Annotated in this window: 21 protein-coding genes; 8 read left to right on the top strand and 13 right to left on the bottom strand. The window is 40.8% G+C overall.

Translation table 11 applies throughout. From position 1 onward, the window contains the following. Positions 1-254: 254 nt before the first annotated feature. Entirely contained in the window at positions 255-1058 is an 804-nt protein-coding gene (locus tag ACM0OX_RS22905; RefSeq protein ID WP_414517290.1) for a PEP-CTERM sorting domain-containing protein, read from the bottom strand. Positions 1059-1439: 381 nt separating this feature from the next. Continuing rightward, positions 1440-3437 carry an AAA-like domain-containing protein gene (locus tag ACM0OX_RS22900; protein WP_414517289.1) on the bottom strand — a complete coding sequence of 666 codons (1998 nt, stop codon included), beginning with the start codon at positions 3435-3437 and terminating at the stop codon, positions 1440-1442. Between the two features lie 487 nt (positions 3438-3924). On the opposite strand from ACM0OX_RS22900, the gene ACM0OX_RS22895 reads away from it, so the two are divergent. Next, entirely contained in the window at positions 3925-5475 is a 1551-nt protein-coding gene (locus tag ACM0OX_RS22895) for a PAS domain-containing protein (RefSeq protein WP_414517288.1), read from the top strand. 303 nt (positions 5476-5778) lie between these two features. Here ACM0OX_RS22895 and ACM0OX_RS22890 read toward each other — a convergent pair whose 3' ends face one another. From ACM0OX_RS22890 to ACM0OX_RS22870, 5 genes are all read right to left on the bottom strand, one after another. After that, the gene (locus ACM0OX_RS22890; protein ID WP_414517287.1) at positions 5779-5982 is read right to left on the bottom strand and encodes a hypothetical protein; all 204 of its coding nucleotides are present in this window, start codon (positions 5980-5982) and stop codon (positions 5779-5781) included. Positions 5983-6036: 54 nt separating this feature from the next. Beyond that, positions 6037-6639, bottom strand: coding sequence for a nickel/cobalt transporter (locus tag ACM0OX_RS22885; protein ID WP_414517286.1), 603 nt, complete (start codon positions 6637-6639; stop codon positions 6037-6039). Further along, on the bottom strand, positions 6636-7187 hold the full coding sequence (locus ACM0OX_RS22880) for a DUF6640 family protein (protein WP_414517285.1): 552 nt from the start codon (positions 7185-7187) through the stop codon (positions 6636-6638). Before ACM0OX_RS22880 ends, ACM0OX_RS22885 begins: the two co-directional genes overlap by 4 nt. A 176-nt stretch (positions 7188-7363) precedes the next feature. Further along, complete coding sequence (locus tag ACM0OX_RS22875) at positions 7364-8233, bottom strand: helix-turn-helix transcriptional regulator (protein ID WP_414517284.1); 870 nt, start codon at positions 8231-8233, stop codon at positions 7364-7366. A gap of 79 nt (positions 8234-8312) precedes the next feature. Beyond that, the gene (locus ACM0OX_RS22870) at positions 8313-9968 is read right to left on the bottom strand and encodes an SIMPL domain-containing protein (RefSeq protein ID WP_414517283.1); all 1656 of its coding nucleotides are present in this window, start codon (positions 9966-9968) and stop codon (positions 8313-8315) included. A gap of 386 nt (positions 9969-10354) precedes the next feature. On the opposite strand from ACM0OX_RS22870, the gene ACM0OX_RS22865 reads away from it, so the two are divergent. From ACM0OX_RS22865 to ACM0OX_RS22845, 5 genes are all read left to right on the top strand, one after another. Then, positions 10355-10951, top strand: coding sequence for a cytochrome b/b6 domain-containing protein (locus ACM0OX_RS22865; RefSeq protein WP_414517282.1), 597 nt, complete (start codon positions 10355-10357; stop codon positions 10949-10951). Positions 10952-10978: 27 nt separating this feature from the next. Beyond that, positions 10979-12412 (top strand): bifunctional orotidine-5'-phosphate decarboxylase/orotate phosphoribosyltransferase, encoded by a 1434-nt coding sequence (locus ACM0OX_RS22860; RefSeq protein ID WP_414517281.1) that lies wholly within the window; start codon positions 10979-10981, stop codon positions 12410-12412. A gap of 144 nt (positions 12413-12556) precedes the next feature. Next, on the top strand, positions 12557-13657 hold the full coding sequence (locus tag ACM0OX_RS22855; RefSeq protein WP_414517280.1) for an AI-2E family transporter: 1101 nt from the start codon (positions 12557-12559) through the stop codon (positions 13655-13657). Positions 13658-13775: 118 nt separating this feature from the next. Further along, on the top strand, positions 13776-14492 hold the full coding sequence (locus tag ACM0OX_RS22850; RefSeq protein WP_414517279.1) for a serine/threonine protein kinase: 717 nt from the start codon (positions 13776-13778) through the stop codon (positions 14490-14492). 256 nt (positions 14493-14748) lie between these two features. Then, positions 14749-14973 carry a DUF4351 domain-containing protein gene (locus tag ACM0OX_RS22845; RefSeq protein WP_414517278.1) on the top strand — a complete coding sequence of 75 codons (225 nt, stop codon included), beginning with the start codon at positions 14749-14751 and terminating at the stop codon, positions 14971-14973. A 128-nt stretch (positions 14974-15101) separates the two neighbouring features. Here ACM0OX_RS22845 and ACM0OX_RS22840 read toward each other — a convergent pair whose 3' ends face one another. From ACM0OX_RS22840 to ACM0OX_RS22825, 4 genes are all read right to left on the bottom strand, one after another. Continuing rightward, positions 15102-16385: an ATP-binding protein gene (locus ACM0OX_RS22840; protein WP_414517277.1), complete on the bottom strand. Its 1284-nt coding sequence runs from the start codon at positions 16383-16385 to the stop codon at positions 15102-15104. Positions 16386-16726: 341 nt separating this feature from the next. Continuing rightward, positions 16727-17119 (bottom strand): hypothetical protein, encoded by a 393-nt coding sequence (locus tag ACM0OX_RS22835; RefSeq protein ID WP_414517276.1) that lies wholly within the window; start codon positions 17117-17119, stop codon positions 16727-16729. Positions 17120-17145: 26 nt separating this feature from the next. Next, entirely contained in the window at positions 17146-17700 is a 555-nt protein-coding gene (locus tag ACM0OX_RS22830) for a hypothetical protein (RefSeq protein ID WP_414517275.1), read from the bottom strand. Positions 17701-18104: 404 nt separating this feature from the next. After that, positions 18105-18734: a response regulator gene (locus ACM0OX_RS22825; protein WP_414517274.1), complete on the bottom strand. Its 630-nt coding sequence runs from the start codon at positions 18732-18734 to the stop codon at positions 18105-18107. Between the two features lie 309 nt (positions 18735-19043). On the opposite strand from ACM0OX_RS22825, the gene ACM0OX_RS22820 reads away from it, so the two are divergent. Both ACM0OX_RS22820 and ACM0OX_RS22815 read left to right on the top strand, forming a co-directional pair. Continuing rightward, positions 19044-20954: a GTPase family protein gene (locus ACM0OX_RS22820; protein WP_414517273.1), complete on the top strand. Its 1911-nt coding sequence runs from the start codon at positions 19044-19046 to the stop codon at positions 20952-20954. A gap of 323 nt (positions 20955-21277) precedes the next feature. Next, positions 21278-22957, top strand: a complete 1680-nt coding sequence (locus ACM0OX_RS22815) for an ATP-binding protein (protein ID WP_414517272.1) — start codon at positions 21278-21280, stop codon at positions 22955-22957. Positions 22958-22993: 36 nt separating this feature from the next. On the opposite strand, the gene ACM0OX_RS22810 is transcribed toward ACM0OX_RS22815, so the two are convergent. Further along, on the bottom strand, positions 22994-23452 hold the full coding sequence (locus ACM0OX_RS22810) for a DUF29 domain-containing protein (RefSeq protein WP_414517271.1): 459 nt from the start codon (positions 23450-23452) through the stop codon (positions 22994-22996). Positions 23453-23812: 360 nt separating this feature from the next. After that, positions 23813-24922 (bottom strand): S-(hydroxymethyl)glutathione dehydrogenase/class III alcohol dehydrogenase, encoded by a 1110-nt coding sequence (locus tag ACM0OX_RS22805; RefSeq protein WP_414517270.1) that lies wholly within the window; start codon positions 24920-24922, stop codon positions 23813-23815. Positions 24923-25050 lie beyond the last annotated feature (128 nt).

The raw sequence follows: 25050 nt of genomic DNA, 5'->3' as shown, positions 1-25050 counted from the left end.
AAGCTCTCAAAGTCCCCCTTTTTAAGGGGGATTTAGGGGGATCTTCAACGATTTTGGTTTTATACAAAGATGTGTGTACACCGTAGCCTTTTAGGAGAGAGGCTTTGAATCTTACTCCCCTTCCCTATAAGAAAAGGGGCTGGGGGTTAGGTCTGTATTGCACTCAACTGATAACCGCTATATTTGCTCACAAGGCACTGATTTTCACGATTCAGCTTCAGCCTTGTGAGCTTTCTTACAACAACCTTTCAGTTTTAAAACGTCTTCCTAAGTCCGCTGTCTTTTCTTCTTTTCAGAACGATACCAAAACTAGCAACCATCAGAGTTCCGAGAAGGCTAGCGGGTTCTGGAATAGAAGTTTCATTTATAGGTACTATGATTCTTAAATTTGCTAAACTAGCGTTAGTTATGGTCAAGGATGTTACGCCTGGCAAACCTGGGATATCAGACTGGAAATCAAAGACCGTGGGAGTTAAATTCCCATTGGGATTACTATATCGTTCCCCATATCCACTCACTTCAAAAGTACCTTGATACTTCTTTCCGGTGTCTGGGTCGGTGACAGTACCAGTGTAGAAAGCTTTTGTGAGATTAAATTCGTCTTGAACTACTCCTTGAAATGTGGTTCCTGGCAATTGTCCCTGATAGAGGAAGGCAGTCAACTGACCACCAGAAAGCACCGGCGATGTCAGAACACCATTAAACGAGACAATTGGAATACCTTTAAAGTCAACAAAGTAATGCAGACTTCCATCAGAGCGTGTTTCTACCTTTAAATAATCTGATTGGTATACAGGAACATAATTAGGATTATTATTAGTGCCTAAGTTCCGGTAATAAGTTCCAGTTTCATCCGTATCAATACGAGTAGTACTATTATTGAAATTGGGATTATTTCTGGGAAGTTCGATAGTTCCTGATAATGTACCAGTACTTTCAATTGTGATGAATTGAGCAGCAATTGCACTTGCTCCACTCATAGCGATCGCGACTGCTGCAAGACAACTGCTGCTAACAGCTGCAAAACCTAGCTTAATCCCTGATGAACTGACTTTCATTAACAAATTGTCCTTTAATTGCCGATAGTAAACACACCTAATCTGCTGAGATTTATTACAAATATTTCTCACGCATGATTTATTATTCCCAAGCTGGTGATGGAAGTTTCATCGGCAACAAAAAGTCTTATCAATCGCTATTTTTATCGAAACAGAATTCAGGAGTCAGGAGTCAGAATTCAAAATGAATTTTGTGCGACTGGTGGATGAATCCAGGGGTTTAAAACCTCCACTAAATCTGCATATTTAGTGGTCTTCTCTAAGAGACGCAAGCGCGAACAATCAGTGGGGGGTCTGACCCCCCACACTGATTTATTCTAACTCCTGAATTCTGACTCCTGAATTCTTCTTCAATTTCTTTATTTGATTCTAATTGTTAGATTAAACTACAACGCGATCGCGTCCTTTTCTTTTGGCTTGATTGAGTGCTTTTTCAGCAGCATTAACTAAAGTAGCAGGTTCAATTCCTATTAGCGGAATCACGCTAGCCACTCCTAGACTCACAGTTAAAACAGCAGCAGGTAAACCACCAATATTAGGATACTCACATTTAATGCCTAAAGCTTTTACTTGCTCTCGAATATGTTCGGCAATGTCCATTGCAGCAGTAACTTCTATTTGAGCAAGAATGGCAAATTCTTCACCACCATAACGAGCCACTAACATTCTACTGCTTTCGTCTCGAAAATATCCTGTTTGGGAACTTACAAAAGCACTGCCAGTTGAATGATTCATATTCTCACTGGATGAGAAGCTGCTATTATTTAGTGAGTGCTTGACACAGTTACAGATAGTATTAGCGATTTGTCGTAAACACTCATCTCCTGCCGATCTACCATAAGTTTTATTGTAAATTTTAAAATAGTCGATATCGCACAAAATCATTGAGATTGGAGTGTTTTGACTAGCGAAATTTTGCCACTCAATTTGTAGGTAGCTTTCAAAGTAGCGGCGATTAACTAATTGAGTTAGTTCATCTAAACTAGAGAGGAAAAGAAACTGTTGATTTTCTTGCCTCAACCGTTCAACATGAGTATTATTGAAATGCTCACTTTTTTTGAGATATTGTTGGAAATATAACCGATATAATTCACACGCAGGAGTACTGCGATCGCCTTCTAAATTAATTAACCCTATACTTTGTAATTTATATGCCAATCTTGGCTCTAATTTCACATAATTTGTAGTATTAATCAATTCATAAAAAGCATCTCCCAATTCTGGCTCATCTCGAAGTGCTAGTAAATACTGCCTTAGAGACTGGTTATAGATTCCGGCTTCTGTGGGTGCTTGTTGCAATAATTGCCCTAAATCCCCTTTTAATCCGCCTTTACCCACAAGGTGATACAATGCCAATCGCACCAAATAAGGATTTCCTCCCAGCATTGCCATCAAACTATCGACATCTTTACCATCTGTCCAATCCAAGCCGTGACGTTGTGCTAAATCCTGCACTTGCTCTTTTGTAAAGGGAGGTAAATTAATTGTCAAACCAATATTAAATGGCGATTGAGTTAGTTTTATGGGAACAAGAATTTCCGTTGAATAAACCAGAACCAGACGTAATTTTTGCCAAATTTCTACTCTTTTGGCTTGTTCATGCCACGATCGCATCAATGGTAGCAATTCTTCAGTAATTTCCTGATACTCAAATAGCCAATCCACCTCATTTAATACTAAAACCAGTGGACTTGAGAGCGCAGACAGTAAATATTTTTGGAAATAGATAGAGCAGCTGACTTTGCTACCCATATCTTCGTCCCAATAATCATTGAGTTTTGTTTCTAGCTGTAACTCCCGACTAACATTGGCACAGAACCAGCGCAAAAATTTATCTAAACTGGCAAATACTGCTTTGTCTGCTTGCTGAAAGTCCAAAGTTACGGTGCGAAAGCCTTGCTTGTTAGCGCGTGCAAGCAACCGGAGAATCAAAGAGCTTTTCCCCATCTTTTTGGGCGCTTTGATGCAAATTACACTCCCAGGTTCAGCCATTTCTGCGTAAGCGAGTTCTTCAATTGGCGGGCGAGGAATGTAAAATCTGGAATTAAGAGATACTGGGCCAGTAGGGAATTCTAAGGATATCGCTGTGGCGGCTCGGTTGAATTCCTTAATTAACTGCTGATGGGCTTCGCTAAAAAGGTGATTTTCTAGAGTCTGGCGAAAGTTGGATTTATGTACTGGTTCTTTGCAAAAATTACTCAGTACTTGCCATAAATGAGCAGCAATTTTCTTGACACGTTCTTCGCCGTAGTGCGCTTCACTAGCTATATTAGTGTAGGTTTTTCCTTCCCACGAAGAACGCAATATCAATTCTTGGAGCGTCGTTAAACCGGTTGCTTGACTGGCTTTTAGTAGCAATACTAGTTCATCTATAGTCATTACTCATTGACTCTAATTCAGTATGATATTTTTTCACACCATTCAGCCTTGGAAGTCAATGTCGGCTGCCTTGTATGCATAGCAGCCAGCTCTGACTAAAAAAGCTACAAAAAAGCCTTGACAATTTTTTGCATCCTTAAATTATTTGGCGTGATTTAATCATAGAATTTTTTTTACAAATTTTTCGGGGTTTTTAGGTAATTATATGTGACTTGAACTACTTTTTTTAGACATATCTTAGAATGTAGATGCACACAATGTAGCGATTTTTTCTAAAAGATTGCTATTGCGATCGCAACAGAGGTTATACTCGTCCGTTTACTTTTTTCTAAATTCCATCCCAATTTATGATATGGGCTGATATATCCCTGACCTAAGCTACAGCCTTATAAACCAACTAGGCAATTTGTCCATAACTGAATCGTCAGGGTGCTAAAACAGCGTAGAGAGAAAGCTACAGAATATCTTCCTCATCGTACCAGCAGCTATGCATATCCAAGAACCCGCTACCCATGAATCGGAAGCTCCACTTTCAGTACAAGATTCTCAAAGTTTCCCAGAGGCCAAAGACTTATCTCTAGAAAATTTAGATCCTTGCCAATGCTCACAAGCCGCCTTACAAATGGCATTAATCGCTAGTGGCTTGGGGTTGTGGGATTGGAATCTGGTAACTGACAAAACCTATTACGATCCCCATTGGAAAAGCATCCTGGGATATAAAGTAGAAGAAATCGACAACGATTATAAATCCTTTGAACAACTTGTACATCCACAGGATTTACCGAGAATTCGTCAGGTATTGCACGATTATCTCCAAGGATGCATACCTATGTTTGAAGTCGAACTGCGAATGTTGACTAAATCTGGGGAGTGGAAGTGGATTTTGACTTGTGGCAAAGTATTTGAGTGGGATAAATTCGGTAAACCAGTGCGGATGGTGGGAACGCACAAGGATATTAATCAGGATAAGGCGATGTCTACGACGGGCTGCGCCTACGCTACTCAACAATACCAACTATTTGAACAACTCCAAACAGAAATTGCTCAACATCAGTCTACCGAAGACCAAGTTAGGGAAAAATCAGAGCAGCTAGAAACTACCCTTGATGAACTGAAATATACCCAAAAGCAGTTATTGCAGAACCAGAAAATGGCTAATCTCGGTCAACTGGTGGCGGATATGGCTCACGAAATTAACAACTCCGTTAGCTTTATCTCCGGCAATCTCCATCCTGCTAGTAAATACGCTGAAGATTTAATCAGAATTATTGAACTTTACCAATATTACTATCCCACCCCTACGCCAGTTATTGCCTTACATTTGCAACACCTTGACCTTGGTTTCGTGAAGACAGAATTTTTAAAATTACTGTGGTCAATGCGAGCCGGTTCTGAGCGCGTGAAAGATATTGTTTTCGCCTTGCGGAATTTTTCTACTTCTGACGAAAGTCAAATGAAAAAGGTTGACCTGCATGAAGGATTTGATAGTGTTCTTAGGATTTTGCAACATCGTCTCAAAGAAAAACCTGATAGAGCAGAGATTAAAGTAATTAAAACCTTTGGTGAATTACCCTTAATCGAATGTTATCCTGGTGAACTGAATCAGGTATTCATGAACATCTTGACTAATGCCATTGATGCTTTAGAAGAGAGGATGAAGCATGATGATTCTTTTACTCCAAAAATTTTGATTCATACAGAAGTTGTTAGCAGTCATTTATCATTAGTCAATAATCATGAACCTTGGGTAAATGACAAACTACTAGGGAAAAAACACAAAGTTATCATTCGCATTTTTGACAATGGCAAAGGTATACTTCCCCATATCCAAAAACATATATTTGAACCGTTTTTTACAACCAAGCCAGTAAGCAAAAGTCAAGGACTAGGGTTATCAATTAGTCGGCAAATTATCGTTGAAAAACATCAAGGTAAACTTAAGTGTAATTCTCAATTAGGTCAAGGGACAGAGTTGGTGATTGAGATGAATACAACAGCAAGACACTATGCCGCGATTAGAAAACACGCCAACTTTTAGGTAATGAACGAATGGCACTAAGTTAAGACACAGCCCTTGCCGTGAATGGTTCCCAGCCTTCAGGCTGGGAAACCATTCTGGGAGGCTCTGCCTCCTCTTTCTTGACGAGAGGCAGAGCCTCTCTGAATACATTCCCAGTCTTAAGACTGGGAACGAGACTACACAAGCTTTTAGGCTTTTCTTAGTGCCATTCGGTAATGAACTTTGGGGAGGAGGTGTTAATTTTTGCAAGTCGATGCATTAACAAGGCGTCCGTCGCATTCATAATGCAAGTCGATGCATTTGGTATTGTCTTTAGAACACCTAAATTACAGCACAAGCCATCAGTACACTTCCTACGATAATCACCGCGTAGGCGTAGCCCGCCGTAGGCATCGCACTAATTATCGGCGTATACTGCTGCAATGGTTGAACCCATGAAAAACGCTTCAGCCATTGGTGAGCATAAATAATGATTAAACCAATGGTTACTAGTACAACTGCTAATCCCACACTGAATGCACACACCAAGATTAAACCGTATGCAGTTTGGTGAAGTGCGATGTCTACGACGGGCTACGCCTACGCACTCAACAATAATACCAGCGCTGACGGGCAAGGAACTAAACCACCAGCTATCCCCAAAGTTAAAAGAGACTGTAATGTAACTTGATTTGCAGAATGATGGCGATCGTTGTGAGTGTGGTGATGATGCTCAGAATCATTGTGAGTGTGATCGTGGTCTGGTGCGGGGTTGAGATAGCGATCGAGTAACCAAAAACCAACACTACAGACCATCAATCCGCTCAATAAACTGAGAAATGGATACAATTGCTCTGGTAAAATATATTGAGATAATAATAAAGCTAAAATACCCAGTGCAAAAACGCTGATTGTGTGAGTAAGAGTTGTCACTAATCCCAGCACAACTGCTTGCCCAGGAGTGCCCCGCGAACCAACGAGATATGCTGCTACCATCGTTTTTCCGTGTCCAGGTGAAAGAGCGTGTCCGGCTCCAGCCACCAAAGCGATGCCAATACCACTGAACATTAAGGATGGAGAGAGGGTCATCTGAGCCAGATTTTGCATCAGAAAGCTACCATGTCCGATATGAGCCACGGCTGATTGACTCGGCAGGAAACTAACTAGCAATGCTAAACCTAAAATCAGCATCGGCCTGTTCATAAACTACTCGCTTCCGATTTTGAAGCGCGGTACAAACCATAGCCAATCAACGCCAAAATAACGCTGACTGTTGCAACGGCGACGTTAGGATAAATCGGAATGCCTCCTATGATTGGTGGAGGTTCTTTCAGATCGGCTTGCAAACTGGTTCCAGGAACCACTAGCGTCACAAAGAAAAAGGGCGACCAGAAGATTACAGGTACTAACATGGCAAAGGTATAAGCGATGTCAGGTTCAGTTGTTCGTCGCCATAGTAACCACAGCGCCACAATACTCATGCCACTGAGCAACCACAGCATCACTGCATCATGAAATTTAGCATGGGGATGCCATTCAGAGTTAAAGAGGTGAGTCGCGTTCCAATCGACTGCTACGGAAACTACAGCAGTGCTGACGAGAACAATAGAAAGCAAAATGCGACTAATTCTTCTCATAAATTTAGTTAATCGGTTTCGTTGATTTGTGGGTTCATCAGCCGTAGATCCCACAAATGAAGGTACAGTGTGCTGCTGGATAAACGATAGACTTTTCTTGCTATATCTAATCATGATTTAGGTCATTCTTGCGATGCCTACGGTGGGCTACGCCCAATACGGTTCGGTTAAAGGGTAAAGGGGAAAGGGAAAGGTTTTGAATACATCCTTTCCCCTTTACCCCTTACCCTTTCCCCAGACCAATCCGAACCGTATTGGGGCTACGCCTACGCAGTTAGCATTGCAGAGTTCTACTTTTTCTTTAAAAACATCCTGGGTGTGACTCCGACATATTTTTTAAAATGCCTTGTAAAACGGCTTTGATCTGCACAACCAACAAGTAGAGCAATTTCTGCGTAGGCGTAGCCCGCCGCAGGCATCGCATATTTTCTTTGTTGCAATAGTTCTTTAGCTTTTTCCATTCGTTGCCCCAGCACATATTGATAGGGCGCTACACCCATTGACTGTTTAAATAATCGGCAAAAATAATATTGACTCATACCCACAATTTCTGCCAGTTCAGCCAAATGTAACGGTCGATCTAAATAGCTGTGAATGTAGTCCAACACTGGTTGGAGTCGATTTTTGGGCATCTCTCCCACATCATCAGGCTGCATTTTTGGTGAAAATGCACAATATTGTCGCAGCAAGTGAACAATCAACACCTGTATCAGCGATTCAGCATAAAGATGGCCGCCGATTCCACCCGTGTCAAACTCTGCTTGAAACAAACGAGCGATCGCTTCAATCTGTGGATCGTGGGCATTTACCATACTGAGCAATTCAACTTTGTTTTCATTCAGCCCCCCGACTTCTTCTGCCGTTTGAGACAAAAACAATGGATCGATCGCAAACATCAATGATTCATCGGTACTCTCCCACGCCCAAACCCCCGACATCTTCGCAGGACAAATCCAGAAATCTCCTTTAGCTTGAGACTTTTCCGATTTTTGTTCGCCGATATGAGTGATTTTTTGTTGATTATAGTCGCTTAACAAGATACAAAGCAGATGATGGTTGCATCCAGGGAATTCCAGCTCGTTCGGTGCTGAGATATGGCGATCGATAGTTAATCCAGGCAATTGAATCACCTGGCGCTCAGAAATCCATGTTTCCTTCATAAGCAGTCCAATTAGCGATCAATGGTACGTGGCGCGACTACACCGCGCCACGTGCTTGTGAAACTTGCATAAGTCCTGATTAAGCAAATTGCTGCAATCCATTAAGAGGTAGATCGAGAATCACTCCTGAATTTGGAGAATAACCGATATCTAAAGAAACACTAGCTTTTATCGTCTGAGGACTACCAATTATAGGAGTTGTAGCGCCTAGTGCAAAAGTCTTATCTACTGTTAGATTAGACACCAAGGGAGATGGTCTAGAATTCTCATTTGAGTTAATATCAATGTCAATAATCTGTCCGGGGGTTAACTGCAAGGTACTAAAAACAGCCTGAGCCTGAGCTTTAGCATCTTTAACAGCTTCGCTCAGAACTTGCAGGCGTGCCTGCTGCAATACTTCGTCTGAAGCAGTGAAGCTAATATTCTGTATGAGATTTGCGCCTGCTTGAATAGCTTTGTCAATTGCTGCCCCAGCTTGATTTGTTGGTAACTCAAACTGAAGTGTGTTGAGGCCTTCAAAGCCGGTTAAAGTTTGAGTACCATTTTCATAGCTATAGACAGGATTTAGTTGAATAGATGTAGTTTGAAGTTCTTGCGCCCCAAGCTTTTGCAGTGCATCAACTACTGCACTTGAACGTTGAGCAACTTGTTGTTGAACTTCGGTTGCAGTTTTTCCCTGTACTTTAATCCCCAATTCTACATCAGTTAAAGTAGTGGCAACATTGACCTCGCCTTGACCAGTAACTTCCAATATCTGAGTAGTCTTTGGAGCAGTGCTACTAATGAGGGGATCGGCGATCGCAACACCCGGATTTCTCACACCGATGAGATTATCAGCAGCCGAAGCAAGAGTCCCTGCTGAATTTGGAGAATAACCGATATCTAGAGAAACACTAGCTTCTATCGTCTGAGGACTACCAATTATAGGAGTTGTACTAGCTGCTGCCAAAACCCTATCTGCTGTTAGATTAGACACCAAGGGAGATGGTCTAGGATTGTCATCTGGGTTAATATCAATGTCAATAATCTGTCCGGGGGTTAACTGCAAGGTGCTAAAAACAGCCTGAGCCTGAGCTTTAGCATCTTTAACAGCTTCGCTCAGAACTTGCAGGCGTGCCTGCTGCAATACTTCGTCTGAAGCAGTGAAGCTAATATTCTGTATGAGATTTGCGCCTGCTTGAATAGCTTTGTCAATTGCTGCCCCAGCTTGATTTGTTGGTAACTCAAACTGAAGTGTGTTGAGGCCTTCAAAGCCGGTTAAAGTTTGAGTACCATTTTCATAGCTATAGACAGGATTTAGTTGAATAGATGTAGTTTGAAGTTCTTGCGCCCCAAGCTTTTGCAGTGCATCAACTACTGCACTTGAACGTTGAGCAACTTGTTGTTGAACTTCGGTTGCAGTTTTTCCCTGTACTTTAATCCCCAATTCTACATCAGTTAAAGTAGTGGCAACATTGACCTCGCCTTGACCAGTAACTTCCAATATCTGAGTAGTCTTTGGAGCAATGCTACCAATGAAGGGATCGGCGATCGCAAGACCCAAATTTCTCACACCTGTGAGATTATCTGTGTTAGCCATCTTATTCTCCTTGCTTAAATGATGTTTGATACCTGTTGATGTTTTAATCTTAATCGTATCTGGACATTCACTCGTGACAACCAGCATTTTCAACATTCTGATACCTTGAAGCGTTTTATTAGTCGTGTTCGTCAGCGTGTAGAAGGTGTTTTTCATAAAATTCAAAACACTAGTCGTAATTCCGATAGCGCAGTGTTAGCCGGTACTCCGGCGTCACGCTTGCTTAACAAAACTTCGATGGCTTTTGTGTACATATTGCTGCCAAAATTACATCTCACACACTACTTTTATTGCTTCGTCGCAGTTTTGGTATCGATGTTCTCACTTTCCAATCTCAAGCGATTTAATTCACATTAGGCGTAATTTAGCTTAGAACAACCTTAGCCATACCTAAACTGACAGCTAAAACAGCAGACGGTAGACCATTAATGCCAAAATACTGAATCTAAATGATGGGAAAATAAAAGTGAGCAATACCCACCCAAACTTGCTGGGCTATTTACCCAAGACAGATAAACAGCAAATTTTATCAGTCAAAATTTATGACTTCCAACGTTCCCTCTCCAACTCGAAAGCGACCCACTCAAGCAATAGGAGCCAAAATTTTCCACTGGTGTAACATCATTAGTCTATTTATCATGCTCACCAGTGGACTACAAATTTACAACGCCAACCCTGTTTTTGGTGGACGCGCAGGTTTGCACATTCCGCCGATATTTACTTTAGGAGGTTGGCTGGCAGGAGGTAGACACTGGCATTTTGCAGCAATGTGGCTATTCTCGCTGAATCTGTTGTGGTATGGAATTTACATTTTAATTACTCAACACTGGCGACATCGCTTTGTCGGTGCTAATGACTTCAAAGCATTACAAAAAACTCAAAATTCCCAACGTCGAATTTATGCTTGGCATCGGATTGCTTATACAGCAATTATTCCTATTTTGCTGCTGGCATTATTTACAGGGATAGGAATGTATAAACCTGCTCAATTTCCCTGGGTTGTGGATTGCTTTGGCGATTGGCAAGCATTGCGAATTGTTCACTTTGCCTCAGTGCCGATAGTTATTTTGTTTGCAGTAATTCACTATCAATTAGGGCGTCAGGCTGGTGGTACTGAATTAACAGAATCAATGTTTTGATCGACGATCCTTTTTTAAACAAAAAAAATGAACTTTTTTGATAAATTGAATGGAAATATCTTACAAAATCAAAGCTTACTATTTGTAGGACTCGATCCAAATCCAGAGATGATGCCTGAGCGTTATGAATCTGAAGAACTCATCGCTGGTTTGGAGAAGTGGTTACAATTCATTATTGCGGAAACTTCTGATTACGTTTGTGCTTATAAACCGACACTTGGCTTTTATGAAGCATTAGGTATTCCTGGTTTAGAACTGTTGTACAAAACTTTAGCAGCTATTCCAGCCCATATCCCAGTGATTTTAGATGCCAAACACAGTGACTTAAATACTAGTACCATCTTTGCCCAGACTGTGTTTACACAATGGCAGGTGGACGCAATCACTCTCAGCCCCTATACAGGACAAGATCACGTAGCACCTTTTTTGGTCTATCCTGATAAAGCGGTGTTTATTTTATGTTGTACTTCTAATCCAGGTGCAGAAGTTCTACAGCAATATCCTACAAAGGAATCACCCCTTTATTTACAGGTAGTAAAAGAATCAAAAACCTGGGGAACTCCAGAACAATTGGGTTTGGAAGTGGGAACTACAAATCCTGAAGTTTTAGCACTTATTCGAGCAGTTGCACCTGAACGAATTATTATGGCGCGTAGCATCTGGGCGGAGGCTCAAAACCTGAAACAAATTTTAGAAGCTGGCTTGAATAGTAATGGTGATGGTTTACTGATTCCTGTTCCTCAAGATATGTTGGTAAATACACAATTATCAGAAGAAGTCCAGTCTTTACGTGCAGAAATCAATCAAATTAAAACTGAAATTGTTCACGAAAACTCTACTTGTTCTGTGTGGTTTCCTGATGTTTGTTTTCTAAATCAGCACCCCCACCAAGATTTGATTTTACAACTTTACGATCTTGATTGCATTATGTTTGGCAGCTTTGTCCAAGCATCAGGAGCGATATTTCCTTATTACATCGACTTACGCAAAATTATTTCCAATCCCCAAGTTTTTAATCAAGTTCTCACAGCTTATGAGGATATTTTGAAGAATCTAAATTTTGATAGATTAGCAGGTATTCCCTATGGTTCATTACCTACTGCGACTGGTTTAGCTTTGCGCCTTCACTGTCCGATGATTTTTCCGCGTAAAGAGGTGAAAGCACACGGAACTCGGAGAGTAATTGAAGGTAACTTTCATGCTGGTGAAACAGTTGTAGTGGTTGACGATATTCTCATTAGCGGCAAAAGTGTTATGGAAGGGGCAGGAAAGTTGGAATCAGCAGGATTAAAGGTTAATGATATTGTGGTATTTATCGACCATGAACAAGGGGTGAAAGATAGGTTACAGCAAAATGGTTATTGCAGTCATGCGGTTTTAACTATTTCAGAAATTACTAATACTCTCTATCAAGCAGGGCGAATAAATGAAGAACAATTTTCAGCTTTTGCTGAAAGTTAGTAATTGGAATAATGGAGAATTGGGAGAGACACGATTAATCAAGCCTGTACTGGAGGAAGATTTTGATTGTCTACTTCTTCTTGAGCAGATTTAATTACTCGGTTCAATCTAGTAACTAGAATAATTTTCGCTTTGAAATTAATTATGAATTTTTCACTGAATCAACTACTTAGATGGTTAATTTTTACGTTGTTATTTCCTCTAGTATTTCTCAATGCTTGGCTGGCATTTTTGCTGGTTAAAAACTTTCAACCTGTCTTCACAATTCTTGTCTTAGCTACCTTGCTTGCATTCGTTTTAAACTATCCTGTTTCGATTCTCCAACAGCGGAGAGTTAAACGCGGCTATGCAGTAGCATTAGTTTTTATATTAGCATTGGTAATTGTTGTAGCTCTGGGTATCACTTTAGTACCCATTGTTTTAGAGCAATTCAATGAAATGGTTAAAGTCTTTCCCCAATGGATTGATTCTAGCGAAGAAAAACTTCAGAGTGTCAATAATTGGTTTTTCAAACATAAATTAAATGTGAATCTAAGTCAGCTATTAGCAAAAGTTACCGATCAACTACCTAATGAAATAGAGTTTGTTTCAGATAAACTTTTAAGTATTATCATAGATACAATTGATAGTATTTCTGAGGCGTTAATCACAGTAGTGCTAACTTTTTACTTGTTGTTGGATGGCCCAAGAATTTGGGAGGCGATATTTAAGAAGTTACCTGGAAATGTTGCCCCCCAGATAAGCCAGTCTATTCAGCAAAACTTCCAAAATTACTTAATTGGCCAGGGAACTTTGGCTTTGCTGATGGGTGTTTCGATAACATTATTATTTTTAGCTTTTCAAGTCCAATTTGCTTTACTCTTTGGTTTGGGAGTTGGACTTTTGAGCTTAATTCCCTTTGGTGATGTCGTCAGTCTGGTTTTAATAACTTTAATAATAGCGTCACATGACTTTTGGCTAGCAGTTAAGGTTTTTGCGGTAGCTGTTGTTATCGATCAGTTAATCGATCAGGCGATCGCACCACGTCTTTTAGGTAAAATTACTGGCATTAGACCAATATGGGTATTAATTGCTCTGCTTGTAGGAACCAATGTTGGCGGAGTCTTGGGTTTGCTAGTTGCGGTACCTGTAGCTGGTTTTATCAAAGATGTAGCAGATGGTTTTTCTAAATCTGCTAATTCTGATAATCTGGGTGAGGGTGAAGCAGAATCGGAATTGTTGATAGAAGAATCAATATCGCAATGAGTTTTGGATAAAAATTGCTATCTCTAGCGTTAAAAGTAAGTAGCAACGGTGTCATTTAGGTCGTATTCACTCAAGTCAACCTTATTCCCAAACCTCGTAAATTGGCTAAGGAATTGATATGGACAAATTGCGCCCAAAACAGTTCGTCAAAAACATTTATCAGGAACTACTGCCTAAATTACAGATTGAAAGTGTCAATCCCTGCGATCCAATTAAGGTAAGCTATCTTCCACAACCTTGGCGGCTGCTTGGCAAAGGAAATTACGCCGCAGTAGTTTATCACCCCGATTCCCCTGACTATGTAGTTAAGATTTATGCCCCAGGACGGCCAGGCTTTGAAGAGGAAGTAGAAGTTTACCATCGTCTAGGTTCTCATCCAGCGTTTTCTGAGTGTTTCTACGCCAAGGATGAGTTTTTAGTCTTGAAACGGCTTTATGGAACAACCCTCTACGATTGTATGCACTTTGGTTTACTAATTCCCAAGCAGGTAATAAAGGACATTGATGAAGCTCTTGACTATGCACGAAGTCGTGGACTCCACCCTCATGATGTCCACGGGCGTAATGTCATGATGTACCAAGGCAGAGGATTAGTTGTAGATATATCAGATTTCCTGCATCAAGAAGCTTGCTCAAAGTGGAATAACCTAAAAAAGGCTTACTACTGGTTATATCTGCCCGTGTTTTACCCACTGCGACTGCGCCTACCATACTTTGCCTTAGATATCGTCCGCAAATGTTATCGCTTGGGAACTTCTGTTAAAAATTTTTGTTGCCAACTTCCCTTAAGATTAACTAATATTAAATATTTAAGTAAGTATTTAAAACGTTATTAGAATCAAGTGATTTTGTTTAGCTGAAAACTCTTCTCTGTACCAGGAAGAATTTGAAATGCCAGCTATCATTAATAATTACGAGTCTAGCATTAATCCAAGAATACCAAACATCGCCTCTACACGATTATGAATATTCGGGAGGCGTAGACGTAGCCCGTCGTAGACATCACCTGTACTAAAGTATTAGATGCGAGAAGTGCTAGCTGTTTTGAAGTTCGATAAACAACTAATTCGCCAGTATTTCAGGGAGGAACTAATGGAAGAGTCACCAATTTATCAAGAAATACTAGAAAAAGGTGCTAAGAAAGGAAAGATACAAACCTTAACTCGCCAACTTTCACGGCGATTTGGCACAATTTCTGCTGAGTTACAGCAACAGCTTCAAGCACTGTCGATTAACGAGCTAGATGATTTAAGTGATGTGTTGTTTGACTTTTCGGAGATGTCTGATTTGGCAGTTTGGTTGCAACACCAGCAGTAACTCGAATTAATAGTACTATAAATTACTAAGTAATTATATAAGAAAATTGAGAAGCGATCGCCTGTTTTAAAACTATCACCAGAAGTGCGATCGCTCGTAGTAAGATATTAGATGCGATCGCCAGTCCTTCAATTTGTTAAGTTTTGCTCTTCTTTCGATATTTCCTCAAAAATTTCATCTGGTGTTACTTCTTTTAGCCTGATTGAATCTCTAATCAACTTTTGACTCTGTTTAACTTCATTGATTGCATTCAAGTATTCTTCTGTTGATATCATTATTTCTGGTAAACCCAGGTCAACTTTTTCCAGTAATGCAATGCACGACTTATAGACTACATTTGCAAGATCGGAACCAGAAAGACCTCCAGATTTTTCTGCAAGTAGTTGAAAGTCTAATTGTTCGCGTCCAGGTAAATTTGTAGGTGTATGTTTCTCCAAAATTATTGCCCTACCCTTTTCATCTGGTAGAGGAAACTCAATATGATCTAATATACGTCGGCGAAAAGCAGGGTCATAATTAGATACAAGGTTTGTGGCAAATAAAATCACTCCGTTAAACTTAGCTAATTCTATAAGCATTACTGAACGAGTATTATTCACAGCAGTATCATACGATTGCCGAACATCTTCCACGCGCCTTCCCAAAAAAGAATCCGCTTCATCAAAAAATAAGACAGCATCCTTTTTTGAGGCTTCCTCGAAAACAATCTTGATGTGTTTTGAAGTATCACCTACATACTTAGATTCTAAACCTGCATAGTTAACAACCATTAAGGACTTATTTAGCTTTTTAGCAATAGCTTCAGCTGCAAAAGTTTTACCTGTACCTGGTGAACCTACTAAATTTATTGATACAGCTACTTTGTTTTTAAATCCTGGAACTTCTTGTAAACCCCATTCTTCAAATAAAATATGCCGATTTTTAATTATAATTAAATTTCTTAATATTCTCTTTTTTAATTCATCAGGTAGTATCAAATCATCCATTGTTGCTTGAGGTTCAAACAATTCAAATAAATTAACCTCAGTTGTGTCTTCTTGCGGTGCAATATTATTATCTCCACTTTCTATAGGCTGATAATTTGCTAAATGAATATGCAGGGTACTTCCAATTACTCCATTTTTTAATGGTTCACTTAATATTGCCTTCAGAATTTCATTACCCTGTTCTTTGGAAATATGTCCTGAAACGCTAACTTCTCGCAAATCACTGCGAATATGTGAAAATGGGCTTTTTCTAGAAATCAAAGATAGTTGCGTACCACCTCTCATCAATATTTCTGTGTCTTGAACTGAAGGAGCAAACAGTATATGTGTATATTCATTCTCTTTTAAATAGTATTGTAGTTGCTTTTTAACAAATTTATCTATCTCAGCACTATATTCAGTAGGGAACAGTGAAATAAATTTCATCTTTTGTACCTCATAATACATGGAAATTTGTTTTTATTTACTTAAATCACCAGTTATAAAAAAAGCTAGATGCTACTAGACTTCACTAAACTAGGAAACGTTGTAGCCAAAATAAGGATATTAAGCTTTAAAAAACTTGGAACTTGGACTGGTTATTAGGGTGCATTCACTTTCGGTAAATATAAATAAATGAAGCCTGCAAAGACAGACTCAATATAATCCATGCAGGTGGATTTGCTTTTTATAGCCGCAATTTATAGTTGCCAGTTGTTTCTTCCAAAAGTGGAGGCTCCCATTTATGAAGGGAGTTTTCACCCTAAGTTGGAATAGAAAAAACTGACTTAGTTATTCGTAACTACATACATTTTTGCCTTTTTATCGGTGTAATTTTCCCATTCCTCTTTTTCTTTGGATGTTAAAGGTACAGAATGATTATTTTCTTTTTTAGCAGAGTTTAGTACAAGCTGATCTAATATTCCTGCTTTATTACTTTCACTCATTTCTTCGATCTTAATATTGCTTTTCTCCAGTGCATCTTTAAGTGCATTTTCAGAAACTCGAAAACTTTCTTTACCTGTTGTTACGATAATATCATTTCGCTTAATAAGTTGACGGATAGATTTTATCCAATCTGTTACCGAATCGATTATTTTGCGAATAATATCATTTAACCAATAACTAAAGTCATCCCAAGCATTTCCAATGAAATCCAAAAAATCATCTAAAAAATCCATAGCACATCTTCACTCCATATAAAAAATCAATTATAGCGCTTTATGTTCCATACTTTTGCTTTTTTAGAACCGGTTTCCGGCCAGTTTCGTATACTTTCACTACTCCATTTTCTAGTATCAATATCAATTGGAATTTCATCTTTAACAGTAGGTGGTTGTTTTTTTGAAATAAGTAGCACAATAAATGTAGGTTGATCGTTTACCTTCCCAATAGTTAAAGCTACTTCATCAGTACCTTGGTTCAAAGAATCTTCCAACGTTTCGTACAATTGTTCTGGAATTATCAGCTTTTCTCCAACAATACTTTGAGCAAAATCCTCCAATTCATTAAAAATTGATTTAAGAGCATCGGAAAATAAATTTAATGTATCCACTAGATTTATATTACTAAAATAATTAGAAAGTTGTGGAACATTTCCCGCGCTAATCCACCTTGTTTCAGTTCCTTCTTGGCAAACTTTTGTGTCTGCGTTAATCAAATTTCTACTAACAAGTTGTTTCCATTCCTTTTCAGTCAATTGTTCAAGGATAACTTTATATCCAATTGATTTAGACTTTTCTTGACGATTGAAAAAGCTCATAACTGAATTCTCCGTGTGAAAATTTCACTCTTTACTCAAGGTAAGGACTTCATTGCTACAAAAAGAATACTATTGTAGAAATGAACCACAAGTACAAAACTTATGCATTAATAGAAGTTAATTTGTGTAGATTAACCCTGTTTTGTCACTCTCGTAAAACAATAATCGAAGCAAGATTCTGAAGCTTTCATTGAGTCAAGCTTTGCCTGATTTTCAATAACAGACTTGTGCTTGCCAACTTAAGCGTGCGATCAGCATCCCATCCAACTATTTTTTTTGCACTCCTCACAGGCGTACAAATCAAAATAAGTGAATATACGGAGCATAGTAAATTAGCTAAACGTTGTCACTAGCTAAATGTTGGGTTTTAAACCTATCAAAATGTGAGGTCGATAAAATGTTAACTACAGCCTAACAATCCCCCGATTCAGCGCGGTGACTAGGGCTTGAGTCCGATCGCTAACGTTCAACTTACTGAAAATATTATTAGCATGGAACCTGACAGTACTCTCAGCAATACTTAGGACATTGCTAATCTGCTGGTTATTCTTGCCCTTGGCGATTAGGCGCAGCACTTCCAACTCGCGATCGCTCAATTCTTCACTACCCATCCGCTCGGCTAACTTGGCTGCTATACTCGGCGGAATGTACCTTTTACCTTGATGAACCGTGCGAATCGCATCCAAGAGTTCGTTCGGTTCAGCCTTCTTGAGAATATAACCCTTTGCACCCGCCCGCAATCCCCGATAGATATCTTCATCGCCGTCGTAGGTAGTCAACACAATGATTCGGGCGCGTTTAAACTTAGCACAGATAGCTGCGATCGCATCAGCACCTTCCATATTCGGCATTCGCAAATCCATCAGTGCTACATCGGGCTGATGTTGGCAGAAAAATTCTACCGCTTCTCGCCCATCGCCAGCATGGCCAACTACAGTCATATCTGGCTCACATTGAAGAAACATTGTTAAAGCTTGTCCTAAAATCGGATGATCGTCAGCAATCAAGATGCGGATAACATTGGATTGGCTCATACGAAATAGTCCAAGTATTGTTTTAGAAGCAGGGTAAAAGCTCACAAACAGCCTGTAGCAAGCCTCTGTTTGTGTGTCTTAATTACCAACTACCAATTACAAATTACAAATTACGGATTAGTATCATATTTTGATAGTCGCCACTACCTCGGTTAAGAATATTTGTTGCGACTGTCTTAAAAGTCAAGCGATCGCTAACAGAAAACCGGGACTGGAACATCCTGCCTAGATTGAAGACGATAGACTTTTTATAAGAGTAATTTTGACAAAAACTCGAATTTTCTAACATTTCAAAGCAGGTATGGGGCAATGGTGCGATTAAAACTGTGGCAGTGGGTAGTCTTAGCAATTCCGATCGCGTTTATCATCATTTTCTTACTGGTGTCTGCCGGTTCACAAATTCATGCGTGGGGCATTAATTGGATTTGGGGTGTATTCACCGTTTTATTTGTTGGTTGGCGTTGGCTGCTAGTCAAATGGACTCAACCAGCTGTTAACGAGGTGGAAGCTGTATTAACTCAAGTCCGTGAAGAACTGGAATCGACAGCAGAGGATACAGTAAGGCTACCTGTGGGAAGTGACACCACAAAACTTGCAGAAACCGCCCTTCAAGAAATTCTCCAAGCAGCACAAAGCGATCGCCCGATTTGGGAAGACTGGCAAACTTTTTGGACGCGATGTCAGGATTTAGTCGTAGCGATCGCTCATATCTACAATCCTCAGATTCAATATCCCCTACTGAATATTTACGTCCCCCAAGCTTACGGGCTGATTCGCGGAACTGTGGATGATATGGATAAGTGGATGCAAAAGTTATCCCCGATCCTCAATCAGGTAACGGTTGGACAAGCATACCAAGGATATGAGGTCTACCGGAAGTTAGAACCATCGGCTCGGAAATTCTGGAAAGCTTGGAACTGGGCACAGTGGATCTTAAATCCGGTGGCGGCGGTGGCAAAACAAGCCAGTCAGGGTTCTAGTAACCAAGCAACTCAGCAATTATTGGGGAATTTGAGCCAGTTATTTCGGGAAGCTGCCCTGAGAAACTTATGCCGACAAGCGATCGCACTTTACGGACGTAGCACCTTACCAGTTCCAGCAACCGTAGCTTCCCCACCAACTTTACCCCAGCCAAAAACCCAAACACTCCGAGAAATCCTGACTCAAGCTCAACCAGCCGAGGCGGTTGAGCAAAAACCCGTGAATATTCTGCTGGTGGGGCGCACGGGATCGGGAAAAAGTAGCCTGATTAACACGCTATTTCAAGCGGATCTCGCAGCCGTTGATGTTTTACCTAGTACCGATCGCATTCAAAATTATCAATGGCAGACTGAAAGTGGGGAAACCTTAACACTTTGGGATACACCTGGCTATGAACAAGTCAACCGTGCCGAACTCCGAAACTTGGTGCTTGATTATGCCATCAATTCAGATTTGCTGCTGTTAGCTACTCCTGCCCTCGATCCTGCCCTGCAAATGGATGTGGACTTTTTGCAAGACATCAAAGCAGAAATTGCAGATTTACCTGCGATCGCGATTGTCACTCAAGTAGATCGTCTCCGTCCTATCCGCGAATGGCAACCGCCTTATGATTGGGAATGGGGCGATCGCCCCAAAGAAATTGCCATTAGAGAAGCCACTGAGTATCGCGCCAAACTGCTGGGAAACTTCTGTAATCTAGTTTTACCCGTGGTTACAAGTGACAGCAAAACAAATCGAGTTGCCTGGGGAGTAGAAGCGCTATCGTTGGGATTAGTGGATGCGATCGCACCTACCAAGCAACTCCGTCTCGCCCGCTTTTTGCGTAACCTAGAAACTCGCATCGTCGCCGCCGCCAAAATCATCGACCACTACACCTTCCAGATGACGACAACACAAGGATTAACGGCATTGCTCAAAAGTCCCGTCCTTCAGTTTGTTTCTACGCTCTCAACCGGATCTCCAGCCTTAGCGTATATGTTGGCGGAGCAAATTCCCGTGGAACAGTTGCCAATTGTAATTGGTAAACTGCAAATGGGATATGACCTTTTCTCACTCTTGAACCCCAAGTCAGTCAAGTTTGAATTGCTATCCCTTTGGCCGCTACTGCTGGAAAACACCGCTGCACCCGATCGCAACGCCTGGGCATTTGGTCATGCCCTAGTAGAATACTGGACTCAAAATTTGACGGTTGAAAAACTCCGGGAGCGATTTGAGTATTATTTAGCGATCGCCAAATAATTTGTCTGCGATCGGCAATATCTACAAAGGATTGTGACGCATCTTCGATTCTCTTGCAAATACTACGCCTAAATAACGAGTTTAAGCTGCTACACAACCCCAGTAGATTCAATGCCAAAAATTGTATTAGTAAATAAAAGTAAATTGCGAATATTTACTTAGCAATTTTGCGGAATTTCATACTATATAAGTAAAAGCAAAAATGCTGTAACAGATTGTAATCTCAATATCAAGGTTAAGATTACGATTAAGAGTAGGTGTCTGCTGAACCTACCCGCTTTAGCTGAGTTTTTATACAGACATCCTTTTGTTCGGAGTTTTTTATGAAAAATATATTACAAACCTCCATCTCTCAAGCACAGAATTCAGATCGGAGCTATAGCATTTCCTCTTACAACAGGCTGCTTTCGGTGGTGAAGGATTTGGCTTGTGTGCGGACTATTGAAGAAATTATTGAGATTGTGCGTTTGGCTGCTCGCGATCTGACAAATGCTGATGGAGTCACCTTTGTATTGCGGGATGGTGAATGTTGCCACTATGTCGATGAAAACGCCATTGGCCCACTTTGGAAAGGTATGCGTTTTCCGCTCAAGTCTTGCATCTCCGGTTGGGCAATGCTCAATAAAAAAGCAGCCGTAATTGAGGACATTTACCAGGATGCGCGAATTCCGATTGAGGCGTACAAAGTAACTTTTGTCAAAAGTTTAGTGATGGTTCCCATTCGAGTTTCCGATCCACTGGGTGCGATTGGAGCTTACTGGAGTACACGCCACCTAGCCACGCCCGAAGAGATCGGAATGCTTGAGATTTTGACAGATACTACAGCAGTTGCGATCGCTAACGTGCAACTTTTCCAGAAATTGACGAACCAAAATGCCCTAAAAGACAAATTTATTGCCATGCTGGCTCACGAACTGAGGAATCCCGTTGCCCCTATCTCCAACGGCGTTCAGCTACTGAAGTTGAAGCTAGGACAGGCTGGCGCAGTTGGGGAAACAGTTTTAATGATGCAAAACCAGATTAAGCACCTCTCGAAATTGATCGATGAGTTACTTGACGTATCGTCCATCACTTATGGAAAGATTTCATTAAATCTTGAGAAGGTTAATCTGGTGGAATTGGTTCGCCAGAGTCTCAATGACCACGCACAAGCAATCAAGAGATGGAACCTTAATGTAGTAGAAAACCTGCCAAACGCGCCCGTGTGGGCTTATGTTGACTCCACTCGCTTCTTCCAAATCTTTGGGAACCTTCTTGATAACGCCTTAAAGTTTTCCCAGCCAGATGGGACGATCTGGGTAGATTTCTCAGTTATTCCAGGTGAGAATGGCTCAGGTAGTGTAGCGGCCTTATGTGTAAGAGATACAGGCATAGGGATAGACCCGACAATATTAGCAGAACTTTTCGAGCCGTTTACCCAGGCCGATCGCAGTTTAGACCGTTCAAGAGGCGGGCTAGGTTTGGGACTTTCGGTAGTAAAAAGTCTTGTAGAACTTCATGGTGGTAATGTTGAAGCCTCAAGTAGAGGGATAAATTTGGGAGCAGAATTCAAAGTCACTCTCCCTGTATGCGAAGAGATTACAACCTTGGACAAAGACCTAGAGATTACAGAGGCGGCGAAAAAATCGTTGAAGATTTTAGTCATCGAAGATAACGAGGATTCAGCCGTATCATTACAAGCAGTACTTGAGCATTTTGGGCATGAAGTTTCCATTGCCGAGAATGGAATTTTAGGGGTAGAAACTGCAAAGAAGCTTGAGCCTCATGTGATTATTTGTGACATCGGACTTCCTGAAATGGATGGATTCGCCGTTGCACAGGAACTAAGTAAAGACTCCAAATTTACTCGCTCAATTCTGATTGCGCTTACCGGCTACGGTAGCCAAGAGGATCGGCAGCTGGCGCTGAAGGCTGGTTTCAAATGCCACTTAACCAAGCCTGTAGACTTTGAAATACTGATAGCAGAAATCGATCGATACTTTGATCAAGTATTATCAAGTTGAGAAATTTTGCTACTTGTGAATTGTGACTGAGGAGTGTCAATCCATTAAATCATCTGTGGTAGAATCACCGGGATAAAAGCGATCGCTCAGAATTTCCTCAAAAAGATATAAACATTGGTTGGGAAAAGTTGAAAGTGGCAGATTTGTTTCTCCTGATGCTAAATCCCTACCATTGTCATAAGATTCCTGAAGTGCTTCTTCAAGGTAAGGTTTCAGACTAGGATTTTCGTTCAGCAATTTGAGAATTTCCCGTCGTTGTACTCTAATTGTTGCTAACCAACTACGGCTGCGTTGCTTTGGTTGATATTCCCATTTGAGTAAATGTCCAATTAACACACTAAAACGATTTCTCAATTCTTGGCGTTCCTTTCTTCCCAAAGATTCAATTTCCTCGATTAAATTGGGCAGGTCAAGCTGGTTCCATTGATGATGACGCAAAAGGTTAGCCTGTTGTTTAGTCCAACTGTAGAAGTCTGCTTCATAGAAGTTTGGCATCAGCTTTTTTGTTGTTTTTCAGCTTTGTAGTGTCTACATAATTTTAAAATGCATAATTCATAATTATGTTTCAGATAGAGATTTAAACCTTATCTGAAACAGGACTGTCTGCTTAACCATCAAGCAAAAATTACGAATTACGAACTTGTACTGAGCTTGTCCTGAGCGTAGTCGTAAAGCCTGCGGCATAGCTACGCTTCGGGCGCAGCCTCTCGTAGAGAAGGGCGTAGTCGTTGGCGTGGTCACTGAGCGTAGTCGTACCACTTCGTGGAAGCAAGCTACGCGGAGCGTCTCGTAGAGAAGTGCAGCCTCTCGTAGAGAAGTATTACGAATTACGAATTACGAATTACGAATTACGAATTAGAAAGTTACCACACTGCGAATTGATTCACCTTTGTGCATTAATTCAAAAGCATCATTAATTTGCTCAATGGGCATTACATGGGTAATTAAATCATCAATATTTATCTTGCCTTCCATATACCAATCAACAATTTTTGGCACATCTGTACGTCCTCTAGCACCACCGAATGCTGAACCTTTCCAAACGCGGCCAGTTACTAATTGAAAAGGACGAGTACTAATTTCCTGTCCAGCACCAGCAACACCAATAATCACGCTCATACCCCAACCTTTGTGGCAGCATTCTAATGCTTGACGCATCAACTTAACATTACCGATACATTCAAAGCTGTAATCAGCACCGCCTTTTGTTAAATCAACCAGATAAGGAACTAAATCACCCTCTACTTCTTGGGGATTGACAAAGTGCGTCATGCCAAACTTTTCCGCCAAAGCGCGTTTGTTGGGATTAATATCTACCCCGACAATCATATTTGCCCCTACCATCCGCGCCCCTTGGATGACATTTAAGCCAATACCACCCAAACCAAAAACCACAACATTTGCTCCAGGTTCCACCTTGGCAGTATTGATAACTGCACCAATACCAGTAGTCACACCGCAGCCAATGTAACAAACCTTATCAAATGGGGCATCTTCCCGAATTTTTGCTAAGGCGATTTCCGGCAGCACCGTATAGTTAGCAAAAGTGGATGTACCCATATAATGATGAATCATTTGCCCATCGATACTAAAGCGACTAGTGCCATCAGGCATCACACCGCGTCCTTGAGTTAGGCGAATGGCTTGACAGAGATTAGTTTTGAAACTCAGACAATATTCGCACTGACGACATTCGGGAGTGTAGAGGGGAATCACACGATCCCCTGGTTTGAGACTGGTGACACCAGCGCCTATTTCCACTACCACGCCAGCACCTTCATGTCCCAAAATAGCCGGAAACAAACCTTCTGGATCGTCACCAGACAAGGTAAAAGCGTCGGTGTGACAAACCCCGCTTGCTTTCACTTCAACTAACACTTCGCCGGCTTTTGGCCCGGATAGTTGAACGGTTTCAATCGTCAATGGCTTACCTGCGCTGTAAGCTACTGCTGCTTTAACTTCCAATGTCAGCGCTCCTGTATAGTTTTGTCATTTGTCATTGGGATTAGGGGAGAGGTGACAGGTGATAGGGAATAATCTCTACCCTGTATCCTCTACCCTGTATCCTCTACCCTGTATCCTCTACCCTGTAT

This window comes from Nostoc sp. PCC 9305 (genome assembly GCF_963920915.1).
Lineage (GTDB): Bacteria > Cyanobacteriota > Cyanobacteriia > Cyanobacteriales > Nostocaceae > Nostoc.
This window is presented reverse-complemented; position numbering and strand designations above follow the sequence as displayed.